The sequence below is a fragment of the Sphaerotilus montanus genome (assembly GCF_013410775.1).
GTDB classification, from domain to species: domain Bacteria; phylum Pseudomonadota; class Gammaproteobacteria; order Burkholderiales; family Burkholderiaceae_C; genus Sphaerotilus; species Sphaerotilus montanus.
In genome coordinates this window covers 1,733,617-1,757,663 of sequence record NZ_JACCFH010000001.1, presented here as the reverse complement: position 1 = coordinate 1,757,663, position 24,047 = coordinate 1,733,617, and the positions used below count along the sequence as shown (strand labels likewise).

Annotated in this window: 19 protein-coding genes; 12 read left to right on the top strand and 7 right to left on the bottom strand. The window is 69.5% G+C overall.

Annotation, left to right across the window (positions count from 1 at the left end):
* Window positions 1-19: 19 nt before the first annotated feature.
* Genes BDD16_RS07875 through BDD16_RS07865 form a run of 3 tightly spaced genes read right to left on the bottom strand, consistent with a single transcriptional unit; the run spans window position 20 to window position 1,886 of the window.
* A complete protein-coding gene (locus BDD16_RS07875) occupies window positions 20-970 on the bottom strand; it encodes a TAXI family TRAP transporter solute-binding subunit (RefSeq protein WP_179633438.1) in 951 nt (316 codons plus the stop codon).
* A gap of 14 nt (window positions 971-984) precedes the next feature.
* A complete protein-coding gene (locus tag BDD16_RS07870; protein WP_179633437.1) occupies window positions 985-1,131 on the bottom strand; it encodes a hypothetical protein in 147 nt (48 codons plus the stop codon).
* Window positions 1,128-1,886, bottom strand: coding sequence for a hypothetical protein (locus BDD16_RS07865; RefSeq protein ID WP_179633436.1), 759 nt, complete (start codon window positions 1,884-1,886; stop codon window positions 1,128-1,130). The genes BDD16_RS07870 and BDD16_RS07865 overlap by 4 nt, the downstream gene beginning before the upstream one ends.
* A gap of 256 nt (window positions 1,887-2,142) precedes the next feature.
* Here BDD16_RS07865 and BDD16_RS07860 point away from each other — a divergent pair, with 256 nt between their 5' ends.
* From BDD16_RS07860 to BDD16_RS07835, 6 genes are all read left to right on the top strand, one after another.
* A complete protein-coding gene (locus BDD16_RS07860) occupies window positions 2,143-3,357 on the top strand; it encodes a TAXI family TRAP transporter solute-binding subunit (protein ID WP_179633435.1) in 1,215 nt (404 codons plus the stop codon).
* A 1-nt stretch (window position 3,358) separates the two neighbouring features.
* Window positions 3,359-5,242 (top strand): sensor histidine kinase, encoded by a 1,884-nt coding sequence (locus BDD16_RS07855; protein ID WP_179633434.1) that lies wholly within the window; start codon window positions 3,359-3,361, stop codon window positions 5,240-5,242.
* A complete protein-coding gene (locus BDD16_RS07850) occupies window positions 5,229-6,206 on the top strand; it encodes a response regulator transcription factor (protein WP_179633433.1) in 978 nt (325 codons plus the stop codon). Before BDD16_RS07855 ends, BDD16_RS07850 begins: the two co-directional genes overlap by 14 nt.
* Window positions 6,164-7,165 carry an AEC family transporter gene (locus tag BDD16_RS07845; protein ID WP_179633432.1) on the top strand — a complete coding sequence of 334 codons (1,002 nt, stop codon included), beginning with the start codon at window positions 6,164-6,166 and terminating at the stop codon, window positions 7,163-7,165. The genes BDD16_RS07850 and BDD16_RS07845 overlap by 43 nt, the downstream gene beginning before the upstream one ends.
* A gap of 104 nt (window positions 7,166-7,269) precedes the next feature.
* A complete protein-coding gene (locus tag BDD16_RS07840; protein WP_179633431.1) occupies window positions 7,270-11,895 on the top strand; it encodes an EAL domain-containing protein in 4,626 nt (1,541 codons plus the stop codon).
* Window positions 11,888-12,439 carry a hypothetical protein gene (locus tag BDD16_RS07835; RefSeq protein WP_179633430.1) on the top strand — a complete coding sequence of 184 codons (552 nt, stop codon included), beginning with the start codon at window positions 11,888-11,890 and terminating at the stop codon, window positions 12,437-12,439. The genes BDD16_RS07840 and BDD16_RS07835 overlap by 8 nt, the downstream gene beginning before the upstream one ends.
* Before the next feature lie 13 nt (window positions 12,440-12,452).
* Here the strand turns inward: BDD16_RS07835 and ypfJ are convergent, their stop codons facing one another.
* Both ypfJ and BDD16_RS07825 read right to left on the bottom strand, forming a co-directional pair.
* Complete coding sequence (gene ypfJ, locus BDD16_RS07830) at window positions 12,453-13,346, bottom strand: KPN_02809 family neutral zinc metallopeptidase (RefSeq protein WP_179633429.1); 894 nt, start codon at window positions 13,344-13,346, stop codon at window positions 12,453-12,455.
* Window positions 13,347-13,406: 60 nt separating this feature from the next.
* Window positions 13,407-14,315 (bottom strand): LysR family transcriptional regulator, encoded by a 909-nt coding sequence (locus BDD16_RS07825; RefSeq protein ID WP_179633428.1) that lies wholly within the window; start codon window positions 14,313-14,315, stop codon window positions 13,407-13,409.
* Window positions 14,316-14,407: 92 nt separating this feature from the next.
* On the opposite strand from BDD16_RS07825, the gene BDD16_RS07820 reads away from it, so the two are divergent.
* Both BDD16_RS07820 and BDD16_RS07815 read left to right on the top strand, forming a co-directional pair.
* Window positions 14,408-15,112: a haloacid dehalogenase type II gene (locus BDD16_RS07820; protein WP_179633427.1), complete on the top strand. Its 705-nt coding sequence runs from the start codon at window positions 14,408-14,410 to the stop codon at window positions 15,110-15,112.
* Between the two features lie 48 nt (window positions 15,113-15,160).
* Window positions 15,161-17,362 carry a malate synthase G gene (locus tag BDD16_RS07815; RefSeq protein WP_179633426.1) on the top strand — a complete coding sequence of 734 codons (2,202 nt, stop codon included), beginning with the start codon at window positions 15,161-15,163 and terminating at the stop codon, window positions 17,360-17,362.
* A 54-nt stretch (window positions 17,363-17,416) separates the two neighbouring features.
* On the opposite strand, the gene BDD16_RS07810 is transcribed toward BDD16_RS07815, so the two are convergent.
* The gene (locus tag BDD16_RS07810) at window positions 17,417-18,646 is read right to left on the bottom strand and encodes a type II toxin-antitoxin system HipA family toxin (RefSeq protein WP_179633425.1); all 1,230 of its coding nucleotides are present in this window, start codon (window positions 18,644-18,646) and stop codon (window positions 17,417-17,419) included.
* On the bottom strand, window positions 18,643-20,298 hold the full coding sequence (locus BDD16_RS07805) for a DUF262 domain-containing protein (RefSeq protein WP_179633424.1): 1,656 nt from the start codon (window positions 20,296-20,298) through the stop codon (window positions 18,643-18,645). Before BDD16_RS07805 ends, BDD16_RS07810 begins: the two co-directional genes overlap by 4 nt.
* Window positions 20,299-20,351: 53 nt before the next feature.
* On the opposite strand from BDD16_RS07805, the gene BDD16_RS07800 reads away from it, so the two are divergent.
* The 4 genes from BDD16_RS07800 to BDD16_RS07785 are packed head-to-tail and all read left to right on the top strand — an operon-like array spanning window position 20,352 to window position 23,874.
* Window positions 20,352-20,864 (top strand): GDP-mannose mannosyl hydrolase, encoded by a 513-nt coding sequence (locus BDD16_RS07800; protein ID WP_179633423.1) that lies wholly within the window; start codon window positions 20,352-20,354, stop codon window positions 20,862-20,864.
* On the top strand, window positions 20,861-21,283 hold the full coding sequence (locus tag BDD16_RS07795) for a VOC family protein (RefSeq protein WP_179633422.1): 423 nt from the start codon (window positions 20,861-20,863) through the stop codon (window positions 21,281-21,283). Before BDD16_RS07800 ends, BDD16_RS07795 begins: the two co-directional genes overlap by 4 nt.
* Complete coding sequence (locus tag BDD16_RS07790; protein WP_218897742.1) at window positions 21,276-22,652, top strand: fused MFS/spermidine synthase; 1,377 nt, start codon at window positions 21,276-21,278, stop codon at window positions 22,650-22,652. The genes BDD16_RS07795 and BDD16_RS07790 overlap by 8 nt, the downstream gene beginning before the upstream one ends.
* A 25-nt stretch (window positions 22,653-22,677) precedes the next feature.
* Entirely contained in the window at window positions 22,678-23,874 is a 1,197-nt protein-coding gene (locus tag BDD16_RS07785; protein ID WP_179633421.1) for an MFS transporter, read from the top strand.
* Window positions 23,875-24,047: the final 173 nt, after the last annotated feature.

Here is a 24,047-nt window from a genome sequence, read left to right as displayed (position 1 = left end):
GGCTGGTCTGCGGGCTGTTTCAATTCTTCGCAGTCGTGGCCCGGCCGCTGACGCGCTCGAACACGGGCCAGTGCGGCATGGCGGTCGCATCCACCTGGGCCCAGGCGCTGTGCCGGCCGACGGTGTCGCGCAACTGGTCGAGTTCCTGCTGCAGGCAGGTGCGCAGCCGCAGCAGGGGGGCGGCGGCGGCGACCGAGCGCACATCGCGCACCGCCAGCACGGCTTCGGTCGCCACGGTCGCCACGCTCTGCGTGCCGAGGTGGCTGTAGCGCAGCGTGGCGGGGCGGTAGACGTGGCGCAGCTTGCCCGCCCAGGGCTCCGGCACCGACAGCAGCTTCACGCTGCGGTCCAGCCCGCGCATCCACGCCAGCGGCGCGCCACCCACGGCCAGCACCGCGTCGATGCGCCGTGCGCGCAGCGCCTGCATCGCGTCCTCCGGGCCGTTGAACTCGGTCACGCGGAAGTCCACCTCGGCCTGGAGCTGGACCAGCCGCGCCGTCACCAGCGCGCCGCCCCAGGCGCCGACCCGCCGCTTGCCCAGGTCGCCCAGGGTGTTGAACGGCACCTCCCGCCCGCCCAGGCCGAACACGCCGCCTTCGACCAGCGGCGCCGTCAGCGCCAGCAGGTGCACCGGTTCCGGGTGCAGTGCCACCAGCGCCTTCACACCGCCGAGGTCCTCGGTGGTGCGCCGGGCATGCAGCACGTCGGTCTGCACGAAGGCGGCCGACACCTCGTTGCGCAGCAGCCGGTCGATCGACTCGTCCGAGCCGGACGCGGGCTTTTCCACCAGTGCCAGGCCGGCTGCTGCGCCACAGATCTCGCTCAGGTCCTTGAACATCGAGGCGTAGGTGCCTTGCGGCAGGCCGGTGGACACCGGGATCGGGGCCGGTCCCTGGGCGGCGGCCAGCGTGGTGGTGAGCGCGGCCGTGGTGGCCAGGGTCCAGGCGCGGAGGGCGGTGCGGGTGGTCATGGTGTGCTCCGGTGTCAGAGAATCTTGAGGGCGCCGAGTGGCCCGGTTCGCTGGCCAGCTTCGATGCCTGGCGCGGCCGTCTCCTCGGGCGGGCAGAACCACAGGTAGAGCGCCGTCAGCACGGCCATCAGCAGCAGCGAGGTGAAGAGGCGGTAGTTCATGCGCGGTCTCCCTGGTCGGCCAGCGCGGCGTGGGGCTGGCTCGGGGGCACGGTCTGCAGGTCGAGCACCAGCTCGGTCTCCAGGCTGGCGAAGGCGCGGTTCATCTCCAGGCGCACGCTGTCGAGGGCGGTGCGCTCCAGCAACTGGTCCATCGGGTCGCCGTGGGTGGCGCCGAGCGCGCTGTTCAGTGCCCGCTCGGCCTCGACCAGCGCCCACTCGGTGCGGGCGCGCTCCACCTCCTGCTCGAAGGCGGCGACCGACTCCGCCGCGGTGCGCAGCGCATGTTTCTTCTGCGCGCGCATCTGCTCGGCGCGGCGGGCGCGTTCCAGCCAGCGCGGGGCGGCGTCCGGGTGGCGGCGGGCGTACTCGCCGGCCTGTTCGACGAAGGCGTCGATCTGCGCGATGGCGCTCTGCAGCTGGAAGCTGGCCTGGGCCAGTGCGGCGCGGCGGTCGAGCAGCAGGTTGTCCAGCGTGGGCAGCGGGCTGCCGCGCGCTTCGCCCTGCATCAGGCGCAGGCGCCAGTTCGCCAGCTTGAGGGCGAGGACCGGTGCGAGCTGCACGCCGGCCATCCCGATCGCGCCAGCCACCACCAGCCCGGCCACGCCCTGCACGACGGCGAAGGCCACCGGCGCGACCACCAGCGCGGTGCCCAGGCCGAGGGCCCAGGTCAGGGGGCGGGCCAGCTGCGTGGCGCGGGCCGCGTCACGGCCCGTGCGGGTGTTCAGCGGGTGTGCAAGAGGGGCTGCAGTCGGCATGGTCGGCTCCTGGGTTCAAGACGCGCCACCGCGTCGTTGATTCCAGAATGCGCCGGCCGGAGGTCGCGTTCCATATGGGCTACCCCCTGCGGGAGGGCCCCGATCGCTCCTGCCCGCTCGGCGTGGCAGGCTGCACCGCCGTTTCTCCCGGGCCATCGGATCCAGCTTGTCAAGCTGCGACAGGATTGCACTTCTAGAATGCCGAGAATTTCACGATTTCGCGCTTGGCTGGGAGGCTGTGGTGGTGGGAGCTGTGATGGGATGGGCGGGGATCAACGGACCGGTCCTGATCGTGGGCCTGGGGGTGCTGCTGATCGGCCTGCTGCTGCCGTGGCTGACGGCGGGGCTGAACACCGACCGGGGCTTGCGGGGCACGATGGTGCTGGTCGGGGCGCTGGCGTGTGCCTATGCGCTGCTGCCGATGTTCGGCGCGAACCGGGTCTCCGATCCGTCGATCGACCCGCCGCCGCCACCACCTGTCCTGACGGCCGCCGCCTGCATCGACACGCTGTCGACCCGCATGGGGGCGCTGACCGCGGCGTCCCGCCTGGCGTCGCACGCCAAGGCAGCCAGTGCCCCGGCACCAGCCGATCCGATCGGGCTGGTCAGCGGCAGCGGCACCGGGACCTACCACGCGGTGGCCGACGACCTGGTCGCGACCGCCCGCCAGCAGGGCGTGCCGCTGTTCAACCGCGAGACCCTGGGCAGCCTGGACAATCTGCACCTGCTCGCCAACCCGAAGGAAAACGCCGCGCTGGGCTTCGCGCAGTCGGACATCCTGGCGTGGTTGGCGCGCTCGGACGATCCCGCCAACCGGCAGACCGCCACGCTGCTGCGGCTGGTGCTGCCGCTGTATGCCGAGGAGGTGCATGTGCTCGCGCGCACCGGCGTGCACACGCTGGCGGATCTGGCCGGGCGGCGCGTGCTCACCGCGTCCAGCTCGCAGGGCAGCCTCCACACCGCCGAAACCCTGCTGCGCGCGGCCGGGGTGGTGCCCGCGAGTCTGGACAGCCAGCAGACGGCAGCGGCCGCGCTGTGCAGCGTGCTCACGGGCCGCGCCGACGCCATGGTGATCGTGGCCGGCAAGCCGACGCCCCATCTGGTCAGCCTCGATGCCCTGCGCGACCACCCGGCCCGTCCCCTGGACGGCGTGCACCTGCTGCCGCTCGACCTGCCGCTCGACAACACCGGCTACGAGGTGGCCCGCATCGACCGCGGCGATTACCCCTGGGTCGCACAGCCGGTGTCCACGCTGGCGGTGCGCGCGCTGCTGATGGCCTTCGACTTCTCGCCGCAGCGCACCGCCTACCAGCAGCGCCGCTGCCAGCAGCTCCAGCGCCTGGGACGGCTGATCGAGCAGGAACTCCCGGCACTGGCGAAGCCGCCGCACCACGTCAAGTGGGGCGAGGTCAATCCGAAGCGCACGGTGAGCGGCTGGCGCCTCGATGCCTGTTCCCGTGTCGGAGCCTGAGATGGTGGCCCTCGACGCCTTGCCCGCCGCGCCGCGCCGGCGCATCCGCTGGCTGCAGCGGCTGGCGGTGGCCGCCGCGGTCGGTGCCGTGACGCTGCTGCTGGCGCTGATCTGGGAGCTGCTGCCCGCGCGGCTGGATCCGGCCCGCGTCGCCCCGGCGTCCCTGGCCGCTCCAGGGCCTGCGGGCGGCGTGCGGAACGCGGCGGCGGGCGACGCCTGTGCCCGCCAGTTCATCAGCGCGTGGGGCCAGCTGAGTCCGACCCAGCGCCGCAGCGACCTCGCGCTCCAGCCCTTGAGCGCGGCCGCCTTGCGCTGCAGCGCTGGCCAGCCGGGGCTGGTCGAGGCCCACCTGCTGCGGCTCGACGACGGCCAGCCCGAGCGTTACCTGCACGGCGAGACCGAGGACTTCGCGACCCCCGACTACCTCGCCCGCGCCCGCACGGCGCTGGCGCGCGGTGGCCCGGTCGAGCTGGAGGCGCCCGCCGGCCGCTTCACCGACCGCCTGCACGCCGTGCCGGGCAGCCAGCCGGCGCTCGTGCTGGTGCAGCGCTACCAGCCGGCGGCGTTCTCGGCTGCGCCGGTGGAGGCCCCGCCGGACGCCGTGCCCGTGGCCGTGGCCGCCCGGCAGGCGCAGGTGCTGCTGTCGGTGCTGGCCCTCGGGCTGGTGGGGCTGGCCAGCGTCAGCCTGCGCTGGCTCAGCCGCTCGCAGCGCGACTACCAGCGCACCCTGCGCGAGGAGATCACCGCCCGCCAGGGCACGGCGCTGGCGCTGCGCAGCGAAATCGCCTTCCGCGAGGACATCGAGGAGTCGATCGGCGTCGGCCTGCGGGTGGTCGACCACGCGGGGCAGCTCACCTACGTCAACCGCGCCTTCTGCGAGACCTCGTGCTGGCCGCGCGGCGCGCTGATCGGCGTGCCGCCGCCATATCCCTTCTGGCCGGATGACCAGGCCGGGCAGCTCGACGAGCACCTGCGTGCCATCCTGGCCGGGCAGTCGCGTCCGGACGGCTTCCGCGTCCCCTTCGTGCGCCCGGACGGCACGCGCTGGACCGCGCAGGTCAGCGCCCGCGCGCTCGGCAGCGGCGAGGGCTGGATCCTGGCCAGCACCGATGTCACCAGCGAGGTCGAGGCCCAGCGCCGCATCGAATCGCTGAACGAGCAGCTGCGCCAGGATTCTTCGATCCAGTTGATCGGCGAACGCTCGGGCGAACTGCTGCACAAGCTGTCCAACCACAGCGGCGCCTGCCTGCTGGCGCTGGATGGGGTGGTCAAGCACCTGCAGGCCGGCCGCCACGACCTGCTGGGCGAGGGCGTGCGCATTGCCGGACGCGCCGCGCGGCACCTGCACGACATCGTCGAGCGCTACCGCCCCGTGCTGCGCGACGAGGCGGCCAAGGAACCGTCCTTGCTGCGCGACACCGTGGCCGACGCGATGGCGCAGGTCAGCGCGTACGCGGCCACGCAGAACGTGGTGATGCACAACGGCGTTTCGGCCGAGCTGCCCCCCATCACGATGGACCGGCTGATCCTGTGCGAGGTGCTGAGCAACCTGCTGCACAACGCCATCTCGGTGATGGACACCACGTCCATCACCAACCGGCTGGTCAGCGTCGAAAACTACCTGGACGAGGACGCCGGGCAGGTACAGATCCATGTGCGCGACCGCGGCCCGGGCGTCGCGCCGGCGCAGCGGGAGGCCATCTTCGAGCGCCAGTATTCGACCCGCCAGGGCGGCCACGGCTGGGGGCTGCCCTTGTGCCGGCGCTGGGTCGAACGGCTCGGTGGCCGTCTGGTGGTCACGGACAACCAGCCCCGCGGCGCCGACTTCGTGATCACCCTCCCCTTGACATCCACCCAGGAGGCCTGCACCCATGCTGCCGAATGATCCGCGTCGCCCTGCCATTGAAGCACCACGGGTGCATGTCGTCGATGACTATGCCGAGTACCGCGACGGCCTGCTCTACAGCCTGCGCGCCGAGGGGTTCGAGGCGCGGGGCTACGCGAGTGGCGAGGTGTTCCTGGCCGAGCCGCTCTGGTTGCGGCGGGGAGTCGTGACGCTGGACATCGACTTCGATCCACCGGGGTCGATGAACGGCCTGCAAATCTTCAATCTGCTGCTGGCACAGCGTTGCCCGATGCCGGTGATCTTCCTGACCGGACCGCACGGAAACGACATGGACCTGGCGCTGGATCAGGTCGGTCTCCGCGGCCGGGCGGATGTCCATTTCTTTTCCAAGCAGGCGCCGCTGGACAAGCTGAAGGACAAAATCCGCCTCTTCCTCGCCCGCGAGCCGGCATTGCGCCGAGAGGCCGAGGAGGAACGGCGGCTGCTGCAACTGGTGCTGGACGTGCTGACACCCGCCGAGCGCGAGGTGATCAGCCGCGTGCTGCGCGGCCAGACCAACTACGGCATCGCCCGCGAGCTGAACAAGGAGGAGGGCGTGGTCGAGCTGCAGCGCGCCAGCGCGATGAAGAAGCTGCTCGGCGACAGCCGCTCGCCGCATCTGCTGGTCGAGCTGCTGCGGCCGCTGCTGGACCGCCACGGCGCCGAGTCGCTGACGGCGCTGGCCGAGCACGAGCTGGTCCACCGCCTCGGCCTGCTCGATCCGCTGGCGCGGGACGTGCTGATGGCCGCCGTCGATGGCCGCAGTGACACCCAGATCGCCCGCGCCCACGGCTGGCTCGACGAGACCGACCGCGAGCGGCGCCACCGTGCCGTGGTGCAGGGCCATCTCGACCGCGCGCTGGCGCTGGTGCAGGCCGATGCGGTGCGCCAGGTGCGCAAGTGGCTGGGATACTTCGGCCCATGCAGGCCATCTTCTCCGTCACCGTCCCCTTCTTCGCCCTGATCCTGATCGGCTATCTCGCGGCCCGGCGCGGGCTGTTGCCGCTGGTCGCGGTGCCGGGGCTCAATGCGTTTGTTCTCTACTTCGCGCTGCCGTGCATGCTGTTCCGCTTCGGTGCGAACCTGCCGGTGCGCGAGCTGTTCGATCCGGTGGTGCTGGGCGTGTACCTGCTGTGCGCGCTGGCAGTGGTGGCGCTCACGGTGGTGACCACGCGCCGGGCCGCCGGCAATCTGCGCGACGCGGCGTTCGGCGCGCTGGTGGCCGCCTTTCCGAACACCGGCTTCATGGGCGTGCCGTTGCTGGTGGCGCTGGTCGGGCCGGCAGCGGCGGGACCGACGATCACGACCGTGCTGGCCGACCTGTTCGTCACCAGCTCGCTGTGCATCGCCATCGCGCAACTGCACCACGACAACCCGGCCGCCAGCCACGCCGGGGACGCTGCCGCGCTGCGGGCGGCGATCGGGCGGTCATTGCGCGCGGCGCTGGGCAATCCGCTGCCGTGGTCGATCGGGCTGGGGGCGCTGGCCTCGGTGACCGGGGTCGCGCTGCCCGGTCCGCTGGCCAAGGTCGTGGCCATGCTCGCCGACGCTGCAAGCCCGGTCGCACTGTTCACGATCGGCGCGGTGCTGTGGCGCTCGGGGCTGGACGCGCAGGGCCGCCCCGGCGCGCCGATGCCCGCCGCGCGTTACCTGCCGGTGGCGCTGATCAAGTTGGTGGTGCACCCGCTGCTGGTGTGGGCGGCGGGCTCGGCCGCGCAGGCCGCGGGGCTGGCGCTGAGCGACTTCCAGCTGATGGTGCTGGTGCTGGCCGCCGCGCTGCCGAGTGCCAGCAACGTCTCGCTGCTGGCCGAGCGCTACGGGGCGGACAACGGCCGGGTGGCGCGGATCATCCTGGCCTCGACCGTGCTGGCGTTCGGGAGTTTTGCGTTGGTTGCGTGGCGATTCGGTGCGGGTCTGGCGTGAAAAAAGTCGGGGTGCTCGGGGTGCGTCCGTGTTTGAATCTGGTCGGTATTTTCCGTTTCAGGATGGGCTGATTCGGTTGTTCTAAAAACTGATAAGTACCAAGCATGGAAACACGCCAGACAACGCTTTCGAACTCGGCGGGGGCTGTCCCCAAGCTGGTGGGCATCGGAGCTTCTGCAGGAGGGCTGGAGAGTCTGCGCAATCTGCTGGCGGCACTGCCAGCGGACCAGGGCCTGTGCTACGTCGTGCTCCAGCACATGTCGCCGACGCACCGCTCGATGCTGACCGAGATCCTGCAGCCGCACACGCCGATGCAGGTGCGTGAGATCCGCGATGGTGACCAGCCGCAGCCCGACGAAATCCTGATCACCCCGACGAATGCGCACATCGAGTTCGACGGCGCCGCGCTGCGCCTGACCGAGCCAGAGCCGCATTCGCTGCCGCGGCCGTCGATCAACCTGTTCTTCCAGTCGCTGGCCCATCGGCTGGGCCACTTGGCGGGCGGCATCGTGCTGTCGGGTACCGGTTCTGACGGGGCGCAGGGACTGCAGCGTATCCGGGACGCCGGCGGGCTGGTGCTGGTGCAGACCAGCGAGAGTGCCCGCTACACCGGCATGCCCGAAGCGGCCAGCCGCTCGGTGGGGTTCGACCGGATGATGTCGCTCGGCGAGATGGGCCGGGCGCTGTGCCACTGGGTGCGCGATCCCGGCGCGCTGCCGATGACGGTGTCCGATATCGTGGCGGCACGTGACCACGCCGAGGACGAAGTGCTGTCGCCGCCGCAGCTGGGTGACGACGCGCAGATGGTCGAGCTGCTGCAGCGGGTGCGGCGGCGCTGCGGTGTCAACCTGGCGGACTACAAGGAAGGCACCTTGCTGCGCCGCCTGGCCCGCCGCCTGCAGGCCTGCGAGGTGAGCAACCTGGCCGAATACCTCGCGCTGACCCTGGACCATCCGGAAGAGCTGGAGCACCTGGCCCGCGAGACGCTGATCTCGGTGACCTCGTTCTGGCGCAATCCGGTGGCCTTCGACCACCTGCTGGAGCAGGTCACCCGCAGTGTGGTGCACAAGCCGGCAGGAGAGGCCATCCGCGTCTGGGTGGCCGGCTGTGCCACGGGCGAGGAGGCGTACTCGGTCGCCATGGTCTGGCTGGATGCGCTCGGTGACCGTGCCAAGGACCACCCGCTGCAGATCTTCGCCACCGACCTGGACCTGGAGGCACTGCAGCGTGCCCGGCGCGGTGTCTACGACCCGCAGTCGCTGGCGGCCCTGCCCGAGCGTTTCCGCGCCCGCCACTTCACTCCCTGGGGCACCCAGGTCGAGGTCTCGAAGGCGCTGCGCGAGTGCATCGTGTTCTCGCGCCATGACCTGACCCGCGATCCTCCCTTTCCCCGGCTCGACATGATCAGCTGCCGCAACGTGCTGATCTACCTGAAGCCGCAGGCGCAGGAGCGCGTGATGCGGATGTTCCACTACGCACTGGGCACCCGCGGCCTGTTGATGCTGGGCCAGAACGAGTCGGTGCTGCACAGCGAGGCGCTGTTCAGCCACCTCGGACGCGAAGTGCGGCTCTACGCGCGGCGCAGCGGGCCGACGCCGCTGCACGAGGTGGCACTGATCCCGATGGCCGAGGTGCAGCCGGTCCCGCCGAAGCCCCGTCTCGATGTCGGCCAGCCGCTGGAGTTGCGCTTGCTGCGCCAGGGGTCACAGCGCTATCTGCCTCCGTGCGTGCTGCTCGACGAGCGGCTGCAGGTGCTGCAGGTGCACGGGGATGTGTCGCCGTTCTTGCAGCTGCGGTCCGGGGCGCAGCGATTCGATGTGGTGTCGCTGGCCCGTCCGGAGATCGAGGAGGATCTGCGGTTGCTCTGTGCGCTGCTGGGCGATGGCAGCCGGGACACGCACCGCATGGCTGTCACGCTCCAGAACGGTCGGCGCCGCGAGCGCTGGGAGCTGGTGCTGCACCTCATCGGCGATGTGCCGCTGCAGCGCCAGGCCCTGCTGGCCTTCCTGCGGCAGCCGGCCCGTGTGCACCGTGAAGCGCCGTCGAAGGCTCCCGACAGCCGCGAGGCCCTGGAGTTGGCCGATGCGCGCGACCGCATGAAGAGCCTGATCGAGCAGCTCGAATCGTTCAACGAGGAGATGCAGGCTCTCAACGAGGAGTCCCAGGCCACCAACGAGGAGCTGCAGGCCAGCAACGAGGAGCTGGAGTCTGCCAACGAGGAGCTGCAGGCCACCAACCAGGAGCTGGCGACGGTCAACGCCGAGCTCAACCACCAGTGGCGGCGCCACCAGCAGCTCGCTGAAGAGCTGCAGAGCGTGCAGAACAGCATCGCCATGCCCCTGCTGGTCATTGACGACCAGTACCGCATCAGCCGCTACAACGTGGCGGCCGCCCGCCTGTTCAGCATCAGCCCGGGGGCCGAGGGCCTGCCGCTGTCCACCTTGCGGCTGCCGGAAGGCATTGATGACCTGATCGCGCCGGCGGCCCAGGCCCACGGCTCGGCCAGCCCGACCACGCTGGTGCTGCCGCCCTCGGCCCGTGGACAGGAATACGTGCTGCATTTCAGCCACAACGTCTTGGGCGGCGAGCGGCGTGGCGTGGTGCTGACGGTGGTCGACAACACCGAGCTGGCACTGGCCGAGCGCCACACCCAGCGGGTCGAGCGGCGTCTGCTGACGGTGCTCAACCACGGCCGCGCGCTGATGGCGATCAAGGATCTTGCGGGCCGCTACGAGTTTGCCAACGGCCACTACGCAGCCTTTCTCGGTGTCGAGACGGCGGCCCTGCTGGGGCGAACCGACGAGCAGGCGCTGCCACTGGCAGTGGCGCGTGCGCTGCGTCTGCGCGATGTCGAGCTGCTGCGTGACAACGAGCCTGTCGAATGCGAGGAACTGTTCGACATCGGTGGCCAGACACGCTGCTGGTGGTCCACCCGTTTCGGGCTCTACGACGTGCATGGCGCACTGGAGGCGGTCTGCCTGCAGGCGGTCGATATCACGGCCTCACATGAGGCAGACACCGCGTTGCGCATCGCCGCGCAGGTGTTCGAGGCCACGACCGAGGGTGTGCTGGTCCTGGATGCGCAGGGCTGCGTGCTGCGGGTCAATGGCGCTTTCTGTCGACTGACCGGACACGACGAATCCGCGCTGGTCGGCTCGCCGCCTCCGGTGCTGTTCGATGTCGAACGCCATGGGCCGCATTTCTTCGACGAGATCCGGCGCCAGGTCGGGCAGACCGGTCGCTGGCAGGGCGAGGTCTGCCGCAAACCCGCAGCCAACACCGCCCAGGCCCAGCGCCCCGGCGCGCTGTTCACCGGCTGGCTGTCGGCCAGTGCCATCCGGGACAAGACAGGTCAGCTGACACAGGTGGTCATGGTGCTGACCGATGTGTCCGCCCTGACCGAGACGCGCGAGAGCATGCGCCATCTCGCCACCCACGATCCGCTCACCGGGCTGCCCAACCGCAACCTGCTTTCCGACCGGCTCTCGCACGCCATCGACAGTGCGCGGCGGCACCGCAGCGAGATCGCGCTGTGCTTCATCGACCTCGACCATTTCAAGACCATCAACGACAGCCTCGGCCATGACGTCGGCGACGAGGTGCTGCGCATGGCTGCCCGCCGCATCGCCGAGGGTGTGCGCAGCGCGGATACGCTGGCGCGTCTGGGAGGCGACGAGTTCGTGCTGTTGCTGGAGAACACCAGCCGCCACGAGTGCCTGCAGACCGTCGAGCGCATCCGCAAGGCACTGGCCCAGGACATGCCTTTCCAGGGGCGGCTGCTGACGACGGGGGCGACGGTCGGCATCGCGATGTACCCGGGCGATGCCAGCGACGGCGCGACGCTGCTGCGCCATGCCGATGCCGCGATGTACCGTGCCAAGGCCAGCGGGCGCGGCAGCTACGAGTTCTTCTCGGTGGAAGTCGGTGACAGTGCCCGCACGCGGCTGATGATCGAGAGCGGCTTGCGCCAGGCCCTCAAGGGTGACGAGCTGGTGCTGCACTACCAGCCGCAGATCGATGGTGGCACTGGCCGTGTCTTCGGTGTCGAGGCACTGCTGCGCTGGCGGCCGACGGGCGGTGAGCTGATCGCGCCGTCGGTGTTCCTGCCCATCGCCGAGCAGTCGTCGCTGATCGACCTGATCGGCCACTGGGTCCTCGACGAGGCCTTGCGCCAGCTCTCGGCCTGGCGCCGGGCGGGGCTGGAGTCGGTGCGCATGTCGGTCAACATCTCGCCGCGCCAGCTGCGCGACCGCAGTTTTGCCGAGGCGCTCCAGGAGGTGCTGATCCGCCACCAGATTCCCGGCGAATGCCTGATGCTGGAGTTGACCGAGAGTGCGCTGCTGCAGCAGGACGACACGCTCACGCAGCTGCTGCAACGGCTGAACCAGCTGGGGGTGCAGATGTCGCTCGACGATTTCGGTACCGGCTATTCCTCGCTGGGCTATCTGCGTCGGCTGCCGCTCAATGAACTGAAGATCGACCGCAGTTTTGTCAACGGCGTGCTCGACCGCCGTGATGACCGCGAGATCGTGGCGGCCATCGTCGGGCTTGGCCAGGCGCTGGGGCTGCGGGTCGTGGCGGAGGGCGTCGAGACTGCGGCGCAGATGGGGCACTTCCGGGGAGGCGCAGTGCCTGTCGGCATCCAGGGCTTTCATGTGTCCCGGCCCATGTCTGCCGAGACTTCTTCCCGGTGGCTGCTCGACCACCGGCAGGGATGGGGCCATGCCTGATTCACTGGCGACGCCAGTGGCTGCAGCAGACATTGCCGAGTGGTATGAGCTGGATGCCGAGGGCCGTGTGACCGCTGTCTGCCCCGACTGGGACGCAGTCGCGAGCCGGGGTGGTGCTCCGGCCGGCTCGCTGCAGGGGTCCGTGATCGGCCAGCCGCTCATACGCTTCATTTCGGGCGACGCGACGCGGATGTACATGGACGCTGCGCTGCAGGCTGTGCGCGTGACAGGCCAGCCCCGCACGCTGCGCTACCGCTGCGACACCCCGGTCGTCCGGCGCAGCATGGAGATGACCTTGAGACCGCGGGCGGGCGGTGCGGTGCGCATTGAACACCGCCTGATCGATCAGCAGGCCAGGGTGCGCGGGCTGACGTGCTACACGGACGATGCGCCGGGCCCGCAGTCGGTGGGGTCGGCGATCATGCGCTGCAGCGTGTGCCTGCGACTGCAGCGGGCCAGCCTGCCCTGGGAGGAGCCAGAGCAGGTGGCGTCGCCTCGGCTCATGGTCCGCTACACCGTCTGCGCACGCTGCCAGATACGCTGAGGCGCGTAGCCGGTCAAAGGCTGCGCGCCTGGAAGCTGTCGCACTGCGCGAGCTGCCCCGTCTGCAGGCCGCGCTTGAACCAGGTCATGCGCTGCTGGCTGGTGCCGTGGGTGAAGCTCTCCGGGCGCACGCGGCCCCCGGCGTTGCGCTGCAGCGTGTCGTCGCCGATCTGCGACGCGGCATTCATCGCCTCTTCGAGGTCACCCTGTTCGAGCCAGTTCTTCGCCTGCTGTGCGTGGTGTGCCCAGACGCCGGCGAAGCAGTCGGCCTGCAGCTCCAGCCGCACCGACAGCGCGTTGTTCTGCGCTTCGCTGACGCGGCCCCGCATCGCGTCGATCTTGTCGGTGATGCCCATCAGGTGCTGCACGTGGTGGCCGACCTCGTGGGCCACCACATAGGCTTGCGCGAAGTCGCCCGGTGCGCCGAGCTGGCGGCGCATGGTGTCGAAGAAGTCGAGGTCGAGGTAGACCTTCGAGTCGCCGGGGCAGTAGAACGGGCCCATCGCCGCCTGGCCGGTGCCGCAGGCGGTGCGGGTGGCGTTGCTGTAGAGCACGAGACCGGGCTTCTGGTACTGCGCATTGGCCTGGCGGAACACGCCGTCCCACACGTCCTCGGTCGAGGCGAGCACGGTCGAGATGAAGCGGGCGTTCTGGTCCTGGGGGGCTGCGCGGTTCGTGCCGGCCGGGGCCTGCTGCACCACCTCGGCCTCGCCACCGCCCATGCCGCCGAGCACGCCGATCACCGTCATCGGATTGACGCCGAACACCCAGCTCGCCACCAGCGCGATCGCGATCGTGCCCAGCCCGACCCCGCGCCGCCCGCCCATGCGGCCACCGCCGCCGCTGGTGCCTCCCTGGCCGCGGCGGTCCTCCACCTGGTTGCTCTCTCGCTGTCCGTCCCACTTCATGGCGTGCTCCTCAAGTTGGTGTGAATTGTTACCGCTTCTGCGGCCATCATGCCAGCCGCATCAGCCCGCACTCCAGTAACCGGGCGCGCTGTAGCTGTGCTTGAGGAAGTCCACCCACAGCCGCACCCGCAGCGGCAGGTGGCGCACATGCGGCAGCACGGCGTAGATGCCGTTGGGCGGCGCGGCGTGGTCGTCCAGCACGCTGACGAGCCGGCCGGCGCGCAGGTCGGCTTCCACTTCCCAGGTGCTGCGCCACGCGACGCCCAGGCCCTGAACGCACCACGCATGCAGCACCTGCCCGTCCGAGCAGTCGAGCCGACCGGGTGGCCGCAGGTACTGCACCGCGCCGTCGACCAGGAACGCCCAGCCGCGCGACTGGCTCGCCTCGGAGCTGAGCGTCAGGCACTCGTGGCGCATCAGGTCGAGCGGCTGCTGGGGCGTGCCGGCGCGGGCGAGGTAGGCGGGCGAGGCCACGCAGCGGCGGCGGTTGTCGGCCAGCCGGACCGAGATCAGGCTGGAGTCGGGCATGTCGCCGACGCGCACCGCGCAGTCGTAGCCCTCGTTGACCATGTCGATGATCCGGTCCGACAGGTTCAGCGACAGCGACACCTCCGGGTGCAGCGCCAGGAACCGCGGCAGCAGCGGCGCCACATGCCGACGGCCAAACCCCCCCGGCGCCGTGATGCGCACATGGCCGCTCGCCTTGACGCCGCCCGCGCTGACGCTGGCCTCCGCGCTGGCGAGGTCGGCGAGCACGCGGGTGCAGTTTTCGAGGAAGGCGCTGCCCTCGTGGGTCAGCGTGAGCTTGCGCGTGGTGCGCACGAGCAGCTTGACGCCCAGGCGCTCCTCCAGCGCGTCCAGCCGCCGGCCGATCACCGCGGGCGCCACCCCTTCGGCCAGCGCGGCGGCGGTCAGGCTGCCGCGGCTGACGACGGCGGTGAAGGTTTCGAGTTGCTTGAGACGGTCCATGCCGGATTGTGGATTACCTGCATCCAGGTCACAAATCATTCGATTTTCAGACCATCAATGATTCTGCAGGGTTGCAATACAGTGATGCCACCATGCACAAGCTGTCCCCTGCCACCGCCCCCCAGGCCGTCCTGTTCGACGCCTACGGCACGCTGTTCGACGTCTACAGCGTCGCGCTGACGGCCGAGCAGCTCTTTCCGGGCCGGGGCGAGGCGCTCTCGCTGCTGTGGCGCGAGAAGCAGATCGACTACACGCGCCTCATCACCATGAGCGCGCCCGACGGCAGCCGCTACCGCCCGTTCTGGGACATCACCCGCGCCGCCCTGCGCCACGCCTGCGCGCGGCTGCAACTCGCGCTGCCCCAGGCGTCCGAAGACCACCTGATGAACCAGTACCGCCACCTGAGCGCCTTCCCCGAAGTGCGCGAGGTGCTGGACGGTCTGAAATCGCGTGGCATTCCGACCGGCATCCTCAGCAACGGCGACCCCGACATGCTCGGCATCGCGGTGCGCAGCGCCGGGCTCGGCCCGCTGCTCGACCACGTCATCAGCGTCGAGCCGGCGCGGGCCTTCAAGACCGATCCCCGCGCCTACGCCCTCGGTCCGAAGACGCTCGGCCTGCCCGCGAAACAGATCCTGTTCGTTTCCAGCAATGGCTGGGACGCGCTCGGCGCCACCTGGTTCGGCTTCACGACGCTGTGGGTCAACCGGACCGGCGCGCCGCTCGAAACGCTCGGCACCGAGCCGACCCGCGTGGGTGCCAGCCTGCGCGACGTCCTGAATTTCTTTCCTTCCTGATTCCTGTCCTTCCGTTCATTCCATCGATCCGACCCCGAGGTTCCCACCATGACCGCACGCACCACGATCCACGGCCTGCAAGTGGCCACCGAGCTGTTCCGCTTCATCGAGGATGAAGTGCTGCCGAACACCGGCGTTGCTTCGGCGACGTTCTGGGCTGGCTTCGACGCCATCGTCAGCGACCTCGCGCCGAAGAACGCCGCGCTGCTGGCCGAGCGTGACCGCATCCAGCTGGAGATGGATGCGTGGCACCAGGCCAACCCCGGCCCGATCGCCGACATGGCCGCCTACCGCGCCTTCCTGACGCAGATCGGCTACCTCGTCCCGGTGCCCGAGACCGTGCAGACCACGACCGCCAACGTGGACGCCGAACTGGCGCTGCAGGCCGGCCCGCAACTGGTGGTGCCGATCCTGAACGCCCGCTACGCGCTGAACGCCGCCAACGCCCGCTGGGGTTCGCTGTACGACGCGCTGTACGGCACCGACGCGATCTCCGAGGCCAACGGCGCCGAGAAGGCCGGCGGCTACAACCCGGTGCGCGGCGCCCGCGTGATCGAGTTCGCCCGCAACTTCCTCGACCAGGCCACCCCGCTGGCCGGCGCCACCCACAAGGACGCCACCGGCTACCGCGTCGAAGGCGGCAAGCTGGTTGTCGCGCTGAAGGGTGGGGCCACTGCCGGCCTCGACAACCCGGCCCAGTTCGTCGGCTACCAGGGTGACGCAGCGGCGCCGACCTCGGTGCTGCTGGTGAACAACGGGATGCACATCGACATCCTGATCAACCGCACGACCGCCACCGGCAAGACCGACGCCGCTGGCGTGTCCGACGTGGTGGTCGAGTCCGCGCTGTCCACCATCCTCGACCTGGAAGACTCGGTCGCCGCGGTGGATGCCGAGGACAAGGTGCTGGCCTACCGCAACTGGCTCGGCATCCAGCTCGGCACGCTGACCGAGGAAGTCAGCAAGGGCAGCAAGACCTTCACCCGCCGCCTGAACGCCGACCGTGTCTACACCGGCCCGAACGGCGGCGAGGTCGTGTTGCACGGCCGCTCGCTGATGTTCGTGCGCAATGTCGGTCACCTGATGACCAACCCGGCGATCCTGTGGGGCGCCGAGGGCAAGGAGATTCCGGAAGGCATCATGGACGCCGTGGTCACCACGACCATCGCGCTGCACGACCTGCAGCGCCACGGCGCCAACGGCCTGAAGAACAGCCGCACCGGCAGCGTCTACATCGTCAAGCCGAAGATGCACGGCCCGGCCGAAGTGGCCTTCGCGGGCGAGCTGTTCGGCCGCGTCGAGCAACTGCTCGGCCTGCCTGACAGCACCGTCAAGCTCGGCATCATGGACGAGGAGCGCCGCACGTCGGTGAACCTGAAGGCCTGCATCGCGGCGGCCTCGTCGCGCGTGGCCTTCATCAACACCGGCTTCCTCGACCGCACCGGCGACGAGATGCACACCGCCATGCACGCCGGCCCGATGATGCGCAAGGGTGACATCAAGTCCAGCGCCTGGATCGCGGCCTACGAGCGCCGCAACGTGCTGATCGGCCTGTCCTGCGGCCTGCGTGGCCGTGCGCAGATCGGCAAGGGCATGTGGGCGATGCCCGACCTGATGGCCGCGATGATGGAGCAGAAGGTCGGCCACCCGAAGGCCGGCGCCAACACGGCGTGGGTGCCGAGCCCGACCGCGGCGACGCTGCACGCGCTGCACTACCACCAGATCAGCGTGGCCGCAGTCCAGCAGCAGATCGAGGCCAGCGGCGACGCGGCGAACCCGGCGCTGACGGACAAGCTGATGACCGACCTGCTGACCGTGCCGGTCGTGGCCGAGGCCAAGTGGTCCGACGCCGAGCGCCAGCAGGAAATCGACAACAACGTGCAGGGCATCCTGGGCTACGTCGTGCGCTGGGTGGACCAGGGTGTGGGCTGCTCGAAGGTGCCGGACATCCACAACATCGGCCTGATGGAAGACCGCGCGACGCTGCGGATCTCCAGCCAGCACCTGTGCAACTGGCTGCTGCACGGCGTGGTGAGCGAGGCGCAGGTGCGCGAGGCGTTTGCGCGCATGGCGGTGGTGGTGGACGGGCAGAACGCCGGGGATCCGCTCTACAAGTCGCTGGCGGCGAATCAGGATGGTGCGGCTTATCAGGCGGCGCTGGATCTGGTGTTCAAGGGGCAGACGCAGCCGAGCGGGTACACGGAGCCGTTGCTGCATGCGTGGCGGTTGAAGGTGAAAGCTGCGGCCTGATCCGGCTCTGACTGCCTGAAGTCGTGAGGACGGCGCTCTGCGGGGCGCCGTTTTTCATGGCGTCGAGAACAGCGGCACTCTGCGCATGTGCTGCTCGACCCGTTCCCGAGCCACCAAGTCGTAGCCAAACTCGTGGGACGAGGCCGACCACGCTTGCTGCGTGGCGGCCACCGCCTGCAGGGTCCATCCGACGATCTGCGCCTCGTCGAAGTCGATCTTGCGCGCCAGCCGACGGAAGGTGGCCATTCCCATGTCCTCCCACCGCTTGGACCTGCCGAAGTTCAGCGCCAGCCGGTCGTCGGGCATGTACTGGATGGTGGACACCAGGTCATAGGCGGGCGACAGCGCTGCCTGCACGCCGTCCGGGTAGATCAGTGTCCAGTTCTTGTGGTGGGCGTCGCCGTTGCCGCTGGCGAGCATGAACACGTAGCGGCGGATCAGCTCTTCCAGCCCCGCAACGCCGGTCAGCACCAGCGTCAGCCGGGCGATCGTCTCGTAGTTGAACCGGGCGTATTTCTGCTCGGGGTACAGGCCGAGGATCTGGTTGAAATCCTCCATGTGGAGGCGTTTCCCGGGCACCGGCCGGTCGAAACGCCGTATGACAAATGCCTGCGTCTCCTGCCGCGGGATGCCCGTGGCCGGCAGCCCGCTCACCTGCCCGATGTCGACCAGATCGATCTCGGGAATGGTGATCCCGCTGGCGGCGGCCCAGTGCATCGTCGCGTGCTCGTTGGCGGGTACGCCGGGATAGCGCAGGTCGGGCAGCTTGAGGATCCAGTCCCCGCCCTGGCCCGAGACGGGAACCGTCATGCCGCGGTTGCTGCGCAGCGCGGAGAACTTGAGTTGCACACCAGCCAGTGAAAAATGCCAAGCGCTGTCCTCGTGTGTGCCGGCTGCCAGGTCTTCCAGGGCGTCCGCAGACTCGGCGTCTGCCCGCACTGCTGGGTGGTCGTCCTGCTCGATGCGAATCGCGCCGGGCAAATCGTGACTGAGGTGTTCCAGCAGCCTGAATTCCCGGGCGGGCTCGACGCCAGCATCCCGAGCGACCAGTTCCCGCAGCGCGCCTTCGGGCAGCAGATTCGAGAACCACGCAGGCAATCGCGACAACGCACGTCGGTGGGCACCGAGATCGTCCTCGAAGCTCTGGCCCAGCACCGGTCGGGGGTGGCCGTGGCGGTAGGACTCCAGCAGGTGGAACTCGCAGCGAGCCGCATCGTCCAGCGTCAGTCGCCCGACGGGCAGATCGCCGAGCAGCACACGCAGGCGCTTGACGGTACGTGTCATGTGTCTTCCTCGTCATCGGACACGACCAGCGAGGAGAGTGAGGGCCGGTCTGAGGCATCCCAGCGGGCATGGCGGGCGAAGACCTGCTCGAAGTGCGGCTGTAACGTCGCAGCACGCAAACTCAGGAATCGCACGTTGTCTCCGCCCTGGAGGGCGGACAACGCTTCCGGGCTGATACCGTGCGAGGCCAGCGTGGCGTCATCTGTCACCTGCAGCAATGTCTTGCGCAGACCGGGTCGCACGGGATGTGCCATTCGATTGGCCACGGACAGGGCCAGAGCACCTTCGGCATGCGAGCCCTTCAACAGCGGCACGAACGGAGGTTCCTGCCCCGCCTGCCGGTAGTCCAGCAGTACGCCCATGTCGATCAGTTCGCCCGTTTCCAGATCGCGCGGTTGCAACTCCAGCAAAGCAAGTGCCTGTAGCTTGCTGGCTGCAAAACGAAAGTTGAAGGGCTCTGTGGAGGCTGGTAGCAGTGGCTGCTCGTGGCCCACCATCTCCAACATGCACTGAACGGACCGTTCCTCGTCAATCGGGTCTATCCGATTCAGCGCCGCTCGGGTTGAGACTGCGTTGCCGAGGTGGTCACCATTGAGTGCTCCGCGCCAGAGCCAGCGGGCCAGCAATTCGCGTGACCGTGGCTTCGGTTGTGGGTGGTGACTGAAGAACTTGCCCAGCGTGACCAGCGGCTGCTTGTACGGCAGCAGGTTGTAGTGAGGAATGCCTGCGTCGCGGCGTATGAAATAGACCACTTGGCGGGCAATCTGCTCTGTCTGTCTGTACAGCTCGCCGGCGAGGTGCTGGCTTAACCGCAGCGGGTCAGCGTTGCCACCAGATACGACATCCAACCCATGCAGCACGCGCAACAACCGGTAGAGGATGTCCTCCTCGATATGACCAAAATCAAGGGACTGGGCCAGCGCGAGAACCATGTCGGCCAAGGACGATGGGTTTTTCCCGGTACGCAGGCCGTTCAATGCGTCAAATACCTCGGCCGCCTTGAGTTGTTTCCCCATCGAATTGAGCCGCCCGAAGATTTCCCGAAGGATCGACTCGCTGCCATTGCGCACGATGTAGGCCGGGATGTCGTATTCCCGCAGACGCTTGCCGAGTTGCAGCGCCCGCTCACGGCGCTCACGGCTGGGCTCACGTTTGTAGAGCCACTCGAACAACTGCTCCGAATCCAGCAGGCGGTTCAGGGGAAACCATCGGGCGGGGTCGTCTTCGAGGTTGCCCGGCGAGGGTGGCAGGACGAAGGTCTTGCGGTCAAGGTCGAAGTACAGGGCGAAATCGTCGGCATCGTCGTCAGTGGTCAACAGGATGCGCGCCAGTGATACCAAGCGTTGCTGGCCATCCACCACCAGCAGGGCGTCCGGTCTTGCCTCAGCCTGAAGACGCAGGCCACCCCACCGGATCTGATCTGCTGGTGCCGTCGTTTCCCAGAGCAGCAAAGTACCCACCGGATAGCCCAGGTACAGGCTGTCCACCAGTTTGCGGGCATCCTCGCGGTCCCAGGCCAGTCGGCGCTGAAATGAAGGAATTCTCAGCCGGCCCCGTCGGATCTCCAGCATGAGATCCTCGATCTTGAATGCGCGCGCTTCGGGCCTGTGCTCCAGCATGTCGGGTGAGCGTGCTGTCTCGAATGTCGTCATGGGATGGCCCTCGGTTTCGAAAATTATCGACGCGATCCGCAATACTCGTGTCCATGACCGCGCCGCCAACCCCCACCCACCGCCACTACCTCCCCCACGACACCCTGCTGACCGTCGTCCGCCACACCCCCCTGGTCTCGATCGACCTCGTCTGCCGCAACGCCCGCGGCGAGGTGCTGCTCGGCCTACGCCAGAACCGCCCGGCGCAGGGCACGTGGTTCGTCCCCGGCGGGCGCATCCTCAAGGACGAGCGCGTGGCCGACGCGCTGCGCCGCATCGCCGCCGCCGAACTCGGTTTCCACCCCGACGAGGTCGCCGCCGCCCGGCCGCTGGGCGTGTTCGAGCACCTCTACCCCGACAACTTCTCCGGCACCGAGGACGTGACGACGCACTACGTCGTGCTCGCCTACGAGGTGACCGTCGGCGAAGACTCGGTCCGCTCGCTCGACAGCCAGCACAGCGCGCTGCAGTGGTGGCCGGTGGGCGCGCTGCTCGCCAGCGACGCGGTCCACGTCAACACCCGCGCCTACTTCGACGACGCCATCACCTGCACCCGCACGCCATGAAGCCCCGCCTCACCGTCCTCACGCTGGCCGTCGACGACCTCGACCGCGCGCTACGCTTCTACCGCGATGGCCTCGGCTTCGCCACACCCGGCATCTTCGGCACCGAGTTCGAACACGGCGCGGTGGCCTTCATCGACCTGCAGCCCGGCCTGAAGCTGGCGCTCTGGCCGCGCCGCAGCCTGGCGCACGACACCGGCCTGCCGCTGCAGCCGCCCAGTGCCACCGAACTCTCCCTCGGCCACAACGTGCGTTCGCGCGAGGAGGTCGATGCGGTCATGGCGCAGGCCGCCGCCGCGGGCGCGGTGGTCGTCAAGCCGGCGCAGGACACGTTCTGGGGTGGCTACGGCGGCTACTTCCAGGATCCGGACGGACACCTGTGGGAGGTGGTCTGGAATCCCCATCTGCTGCCGGATGACTGAACCCGCGGCAGCCCGCCCGCCCGCGCTGTCCCGGCCGCAGCTCTACGCCATCGTCTTCATCGAGGGCTTCTGCTCGCTGGGCGCGGAGGTGCTCGCGCTGCGGCAGCTCGTGCCGCACCTGGGCAGCTCCATCATCGTCACCGCCCCGACGATCGGGCTGTTCCTGCTCGCGCTGGCTCTCGGGTACCACACGGGGGCCAAGGTCGAGCGGGACTACCTCGCCGCCGTGTCGCGCAACTTCCTGTGGTCGGCGGTGGTCTGCGGGGTGGGGCTGGCTGGGGTGAGCGTGGACGGGCTGTTCGCGGGGATGCCGTCGCCGTGGCTGGCCTACCTCGCCTTCATGGCGGCCGTGCTGTGTCCGCTGGCGTGGCTGCTGGGCCAGACCGTGCCCATCCTCACCAACTTGATGCAACACGCCCGGGCCGGCGAGTCGAGCGGCTACGCGCTGTACTACTCGACGCTCGGCTCCTTCCTCGGCTCGGTGACGCTGTCGCTGGGGGTGATGCAGTGGCTGGGCGTGTCGGCGGCGGTGTCGGTGTGCGCGGCGCTGCTGGTGCTCGGCTTCGGGCTGGTGAGCGCCCGCAGCGGACGCACGGCGCTGACGGCGGCGGCGCTGCTGGCGCTGATCGGCGTGGGCCATCTGTGGCTGCGGCCGGGGATCGACACGGCCTACGCGAGCTACAGCGTCGTGCCGGTGCAGCTCGACGGCGCCGTCAACCCGCGTGCGTTCAAGAGCAACAACTCCATTGCCTCACTGATCGACGAGGGCACGCCGCCGCACTACGCCCGCTACGTCAGCCACATCCGCCGCGTGCTGCTGGAGGACTTCGGTTTCCGCGACCGGCCGATCCTGGTGCTGGGCGCAGGCGGCTTCACGCTGTCGCACCGCGAGACCGAGAACCGCTACACCTACGTGGACATCGACCCCGCGATCCGCGCCATCGCGGAGGAGCACTTCCTCGGCGAAGCGGCGCGTGGCGAGTTCATCGTGGACGATGCGCGGCATTTCGTGGCGCGTACGGACCGTCGCTTCGACGCCGCCGTGGTCGATGTCTACAGCTCGCACACCTCGATCCCCGGCCACCTCGTCACGCGCGAGTTCTGGCAGAGCACGCGCCGGGTGCTGACCGCCGACGGCGTGCTGATCGCCAACCTGATCCTCGACGGCCAGCTCGCCACGCCGTATGCACGCAACCTGCTGGCGACGATCGAGAGCGTGTACGGCCGCTGTGCGGTGGAGGTGCTGCACCGCCGCCAGCCGCTGAGCAATGTGGTCGTCATGTGCCACGCGCGCAGCGAGGTGCAGCCGACCAGCGTGTACGTGGACGAGCGCAATGCGGCGGACCTTGATCTGGCGCGTTCGCGGTGACCCCCTGAACCTTCCTGGACTGTTCATGACTCCTTCGCAGCGGCCCCGCGCCGTCCTCACCGGCGTGTTCTTCGCCTTCGCCTTCGGCCTGGGGCTGTTCGCTGGCGCGATCCCGACGCTGATGCGCCAGACCGGCCTCGACACCGCCGGCCTCGGGCTGGCGCTGACGCTGCACAGCGCGGCCTACGTCGGCGCGATGACCGTGGGCGGGCGGCTGCTGCGCCGCATCGAGGTGCGGCGGTTGATGCGCTGGGTGCTGGTGCTGCACGCGCTGACCTTCGTGGCGCTGTTTGCCGCCGGCTCGCCGCTGGCGCTGACGGCGAGCCTGGTCGCGCTCGGCCTGACCGCCGGCACGGTCGATCTGGCGATGAACACCGATGGCACGGCGCTGGAGCGCGAGGCGGGCCGGCCGGTGCTGATCCGGATGCACGCGGCAGCGTCCGGTGCGTTCGCGATCGGTGCGATCAGCGGCAGCGTGGTGGCGAGCCAGTTCGAGGCGCTGGCGTGCGCGGGGCTGGCCGTGCTGTCGATCGCGCCCGTGGTGTGGGCGCTGACGCGGATCCCGCCGAGGGCGATGGCGGTGCTTGGGGCGCCGTCATCGACGGATGCCGCGGTCTCACCGTCACGCGCCCATCTCGGGCTGCCCGTGCTGCTGCTCGGCGTGGTGCTGGGCGTGTGCATCGCCGCCGAGATCACCGCGCAGATGTGGTCGGCGCAGTTCCTGGCGCAGCAGGGCGGGCCGAATCCGGCGCTGGCCGGCGCAGGTGCGGCGCTGTTCGCGGGCTGTCAGGCGATCGTGCGCAGCCTGGGCGACACGCTGCGGCACCGCTTCGACGACCACCGCGTCATCACCGTGTCGCTGGTGCTGGCCGCGCTGGGCTTCGCCGCGGTGGCGCTGGCGGACGGGTTCGTCAGCAGCGTGCTCGGCTTCGCGCTGGTGGGGGTGGGCACGGCGTGTGTCGTGCCGTGCTGCTTCGCGCTGGTGGCGAAGCAGGCGCCGCAGCGCGCGGCCGATGCGCTGGGTGTCGCCTCGCTGGTCGCGGGCGCGCTGCGATTGCCGACGCCGCTGTGCCTGGGGTTCGTCGCCGCGACGTGGTCGGATGCGGTGGCCTTTGGCGGGATCGCGGGGCTGCTGGCGGCGGGGGTGGTGCTGGTGGTGTGGATGCACCGGCGGCCGGCACCAGTGGCCGCTGCGGTCAGCGCCCCAGGTCCTTCGCGCTGAGCCAGGTGGTCGTCGTGGGCCCCGCGTGCAGCGAGGTGCAACCGACGCGCCTGTACCTCGACGAGCGCAACACGGCGGATCCGGATCTGGTGAATTCGCATTGATCCGCCTGCCCATTCGCGGGGCCGCGAATCGAGGGACGCTGCCCGGAAGACCAGCGAGACCGGCGAGTA

What these genes read in the sequence shown, in the direction of transcription:
- ypfJ (WP_179633429.1), bottom strand. Translation starts at nt 13,346, where the DNA reads ATGAAGTGGGACGGACAGCGAGAGAGCAACCAGGTGGAGGACCGCCGC.
- BDD16_RS07805 (WP_179633424.1), bottom strand. Translation starts at nt 20,298, where the DNA reads ATGACGACATTCGAGACAGCACGCTCACCCGACATGCTGGAGCACAGG.
- BDD16_RS07815 (WP_179633426.1), top strand. Translation starts at nt 15,161, where the DNA reads ATGACCGCACGCACCACGATCCACGGCCTGCAAGTGGCCACCGAGCTG.
- BDD16_RS07845 (WP_179633432.1), top strand. Translation starts at nt 6,164, where the DNA reads ATGCAGGCCATCTTCTCCGTCACCGTCCCCTTCTTCGCCCTGATCCTG.
- BDD16_RS07795 (WP_179633422.1), top strand. Translation starts at nt 20,861, where the DNA reads ATGAAGCCCCGCCTCACCGTCCTCACGCTGGCCGTCGACGACCTCGAC.
- BDD16_RS07810 (WP_179633425.1), bottom strand. Translation starts at nt 18,646, where the DNA reads ATGACACGTACCGTCAAGCGCCTGCGTGTGCTGCTCGGCGATCTGCCC.
- BDD16_RS07790 (WP_218897742.1), top strand. Translation starts at nt 21,276, where the DNA reads ATGACTGAACCCGCGGCAGCCCGCCCGCCCGCGCTGTCCCGGCCGCAG.
- BDD16_RS07825 (WP_179633428.1), bottom strand. Translation starts at nt 14,315, where the DNA reads ATGGACCGTCTCAAGCAACTCGAAACCTTCACCGCCGTCGTCAGCCGC.
- BDD16_RS07820 (WP_179633427.1), top strand. Translation starts at nt 14,408, where the DNA reads ATGCACAAGCTGTCCCCTGCCACCGCCCCCCAGGCCGTCCTGTTCGAC.
- BDD16_RS07865 (WP_179633436.1), bottom strand. Translation starts at nt 1,886, where the DNA reads ATGCCGACTGCAGCCCCTCTTGCACACCCGCTGAACACCCGCACGGGC.
- BDD16_RS07855 (WP_179633434.1), top strand. Translation starts at nt 3,359, where the DNA reads ATGGTGGCCCTCGACGCCTTGCCCGCCGCGCCGCGCCGGCGCATCCGC.
- BDD16_RS07850 (WP_179633433.1), top strand. Translation starts at nt 5,229, where the DNA reads ATGCTGCCGAATGATCCGCGTCGCCCTGCCATTGAAGCACCACGGGTG.
- BDD16_RS07800 (WP_179633423.1), top strand. Translation starts at nt 20,352, where the DNA reads ATGACCGCGCCGCCAACCCCCACCCACCGCCACTACCTCCCCCACGAC.
- BDD16_RS07860 (WP_179633435.1), top strand. Translation starts at nt 2,143, where the DNA reads ATGGGATGGGCGGGGATCAACGGACCGGTCCTGATCGTGGGCCTGGGG.
- BDD16_RS07840 (WP_179633431.1), top strand. Translation starts at nt 7,270, where the DNA reads ATGGAAACACGCCAGACAACGCTTTCGAACTCGGCGGGGGCTGTCCCC.
- BDD16_RS07835 (WP_179633430.1), top strand. Translation starts at nt 11,888, where the DNA reads ATGCCTGATTCACTGGCGACGCCAGTGGCTGCAGCAGACATTGCCGAG.
- BDD16_RS07785 (WP_179633421.1), top strand. Translation starts at nt 22,678, where the DNA reads ATGACTCCTTCGCAGCGGCCCCGCGCCGTCCTCACCGGCGTGTTCTTC.
- BDD16_RS07870 (WP_179633437.1), bottom strand. Translation starts at nt 1,131, where the DNA reads ATGAACTACCGCCTCTTCACCTCGCTGCTGCTGATGGCCGTGCTGACG.
- BDD16_RS07875 (WP_179633438.1), bottom strand. Translation starts at nt 970, where the DNA reads ATGACCACCCGCACCGCCCTCCGCGCCTGGACCCTGGCCACCACGGCC.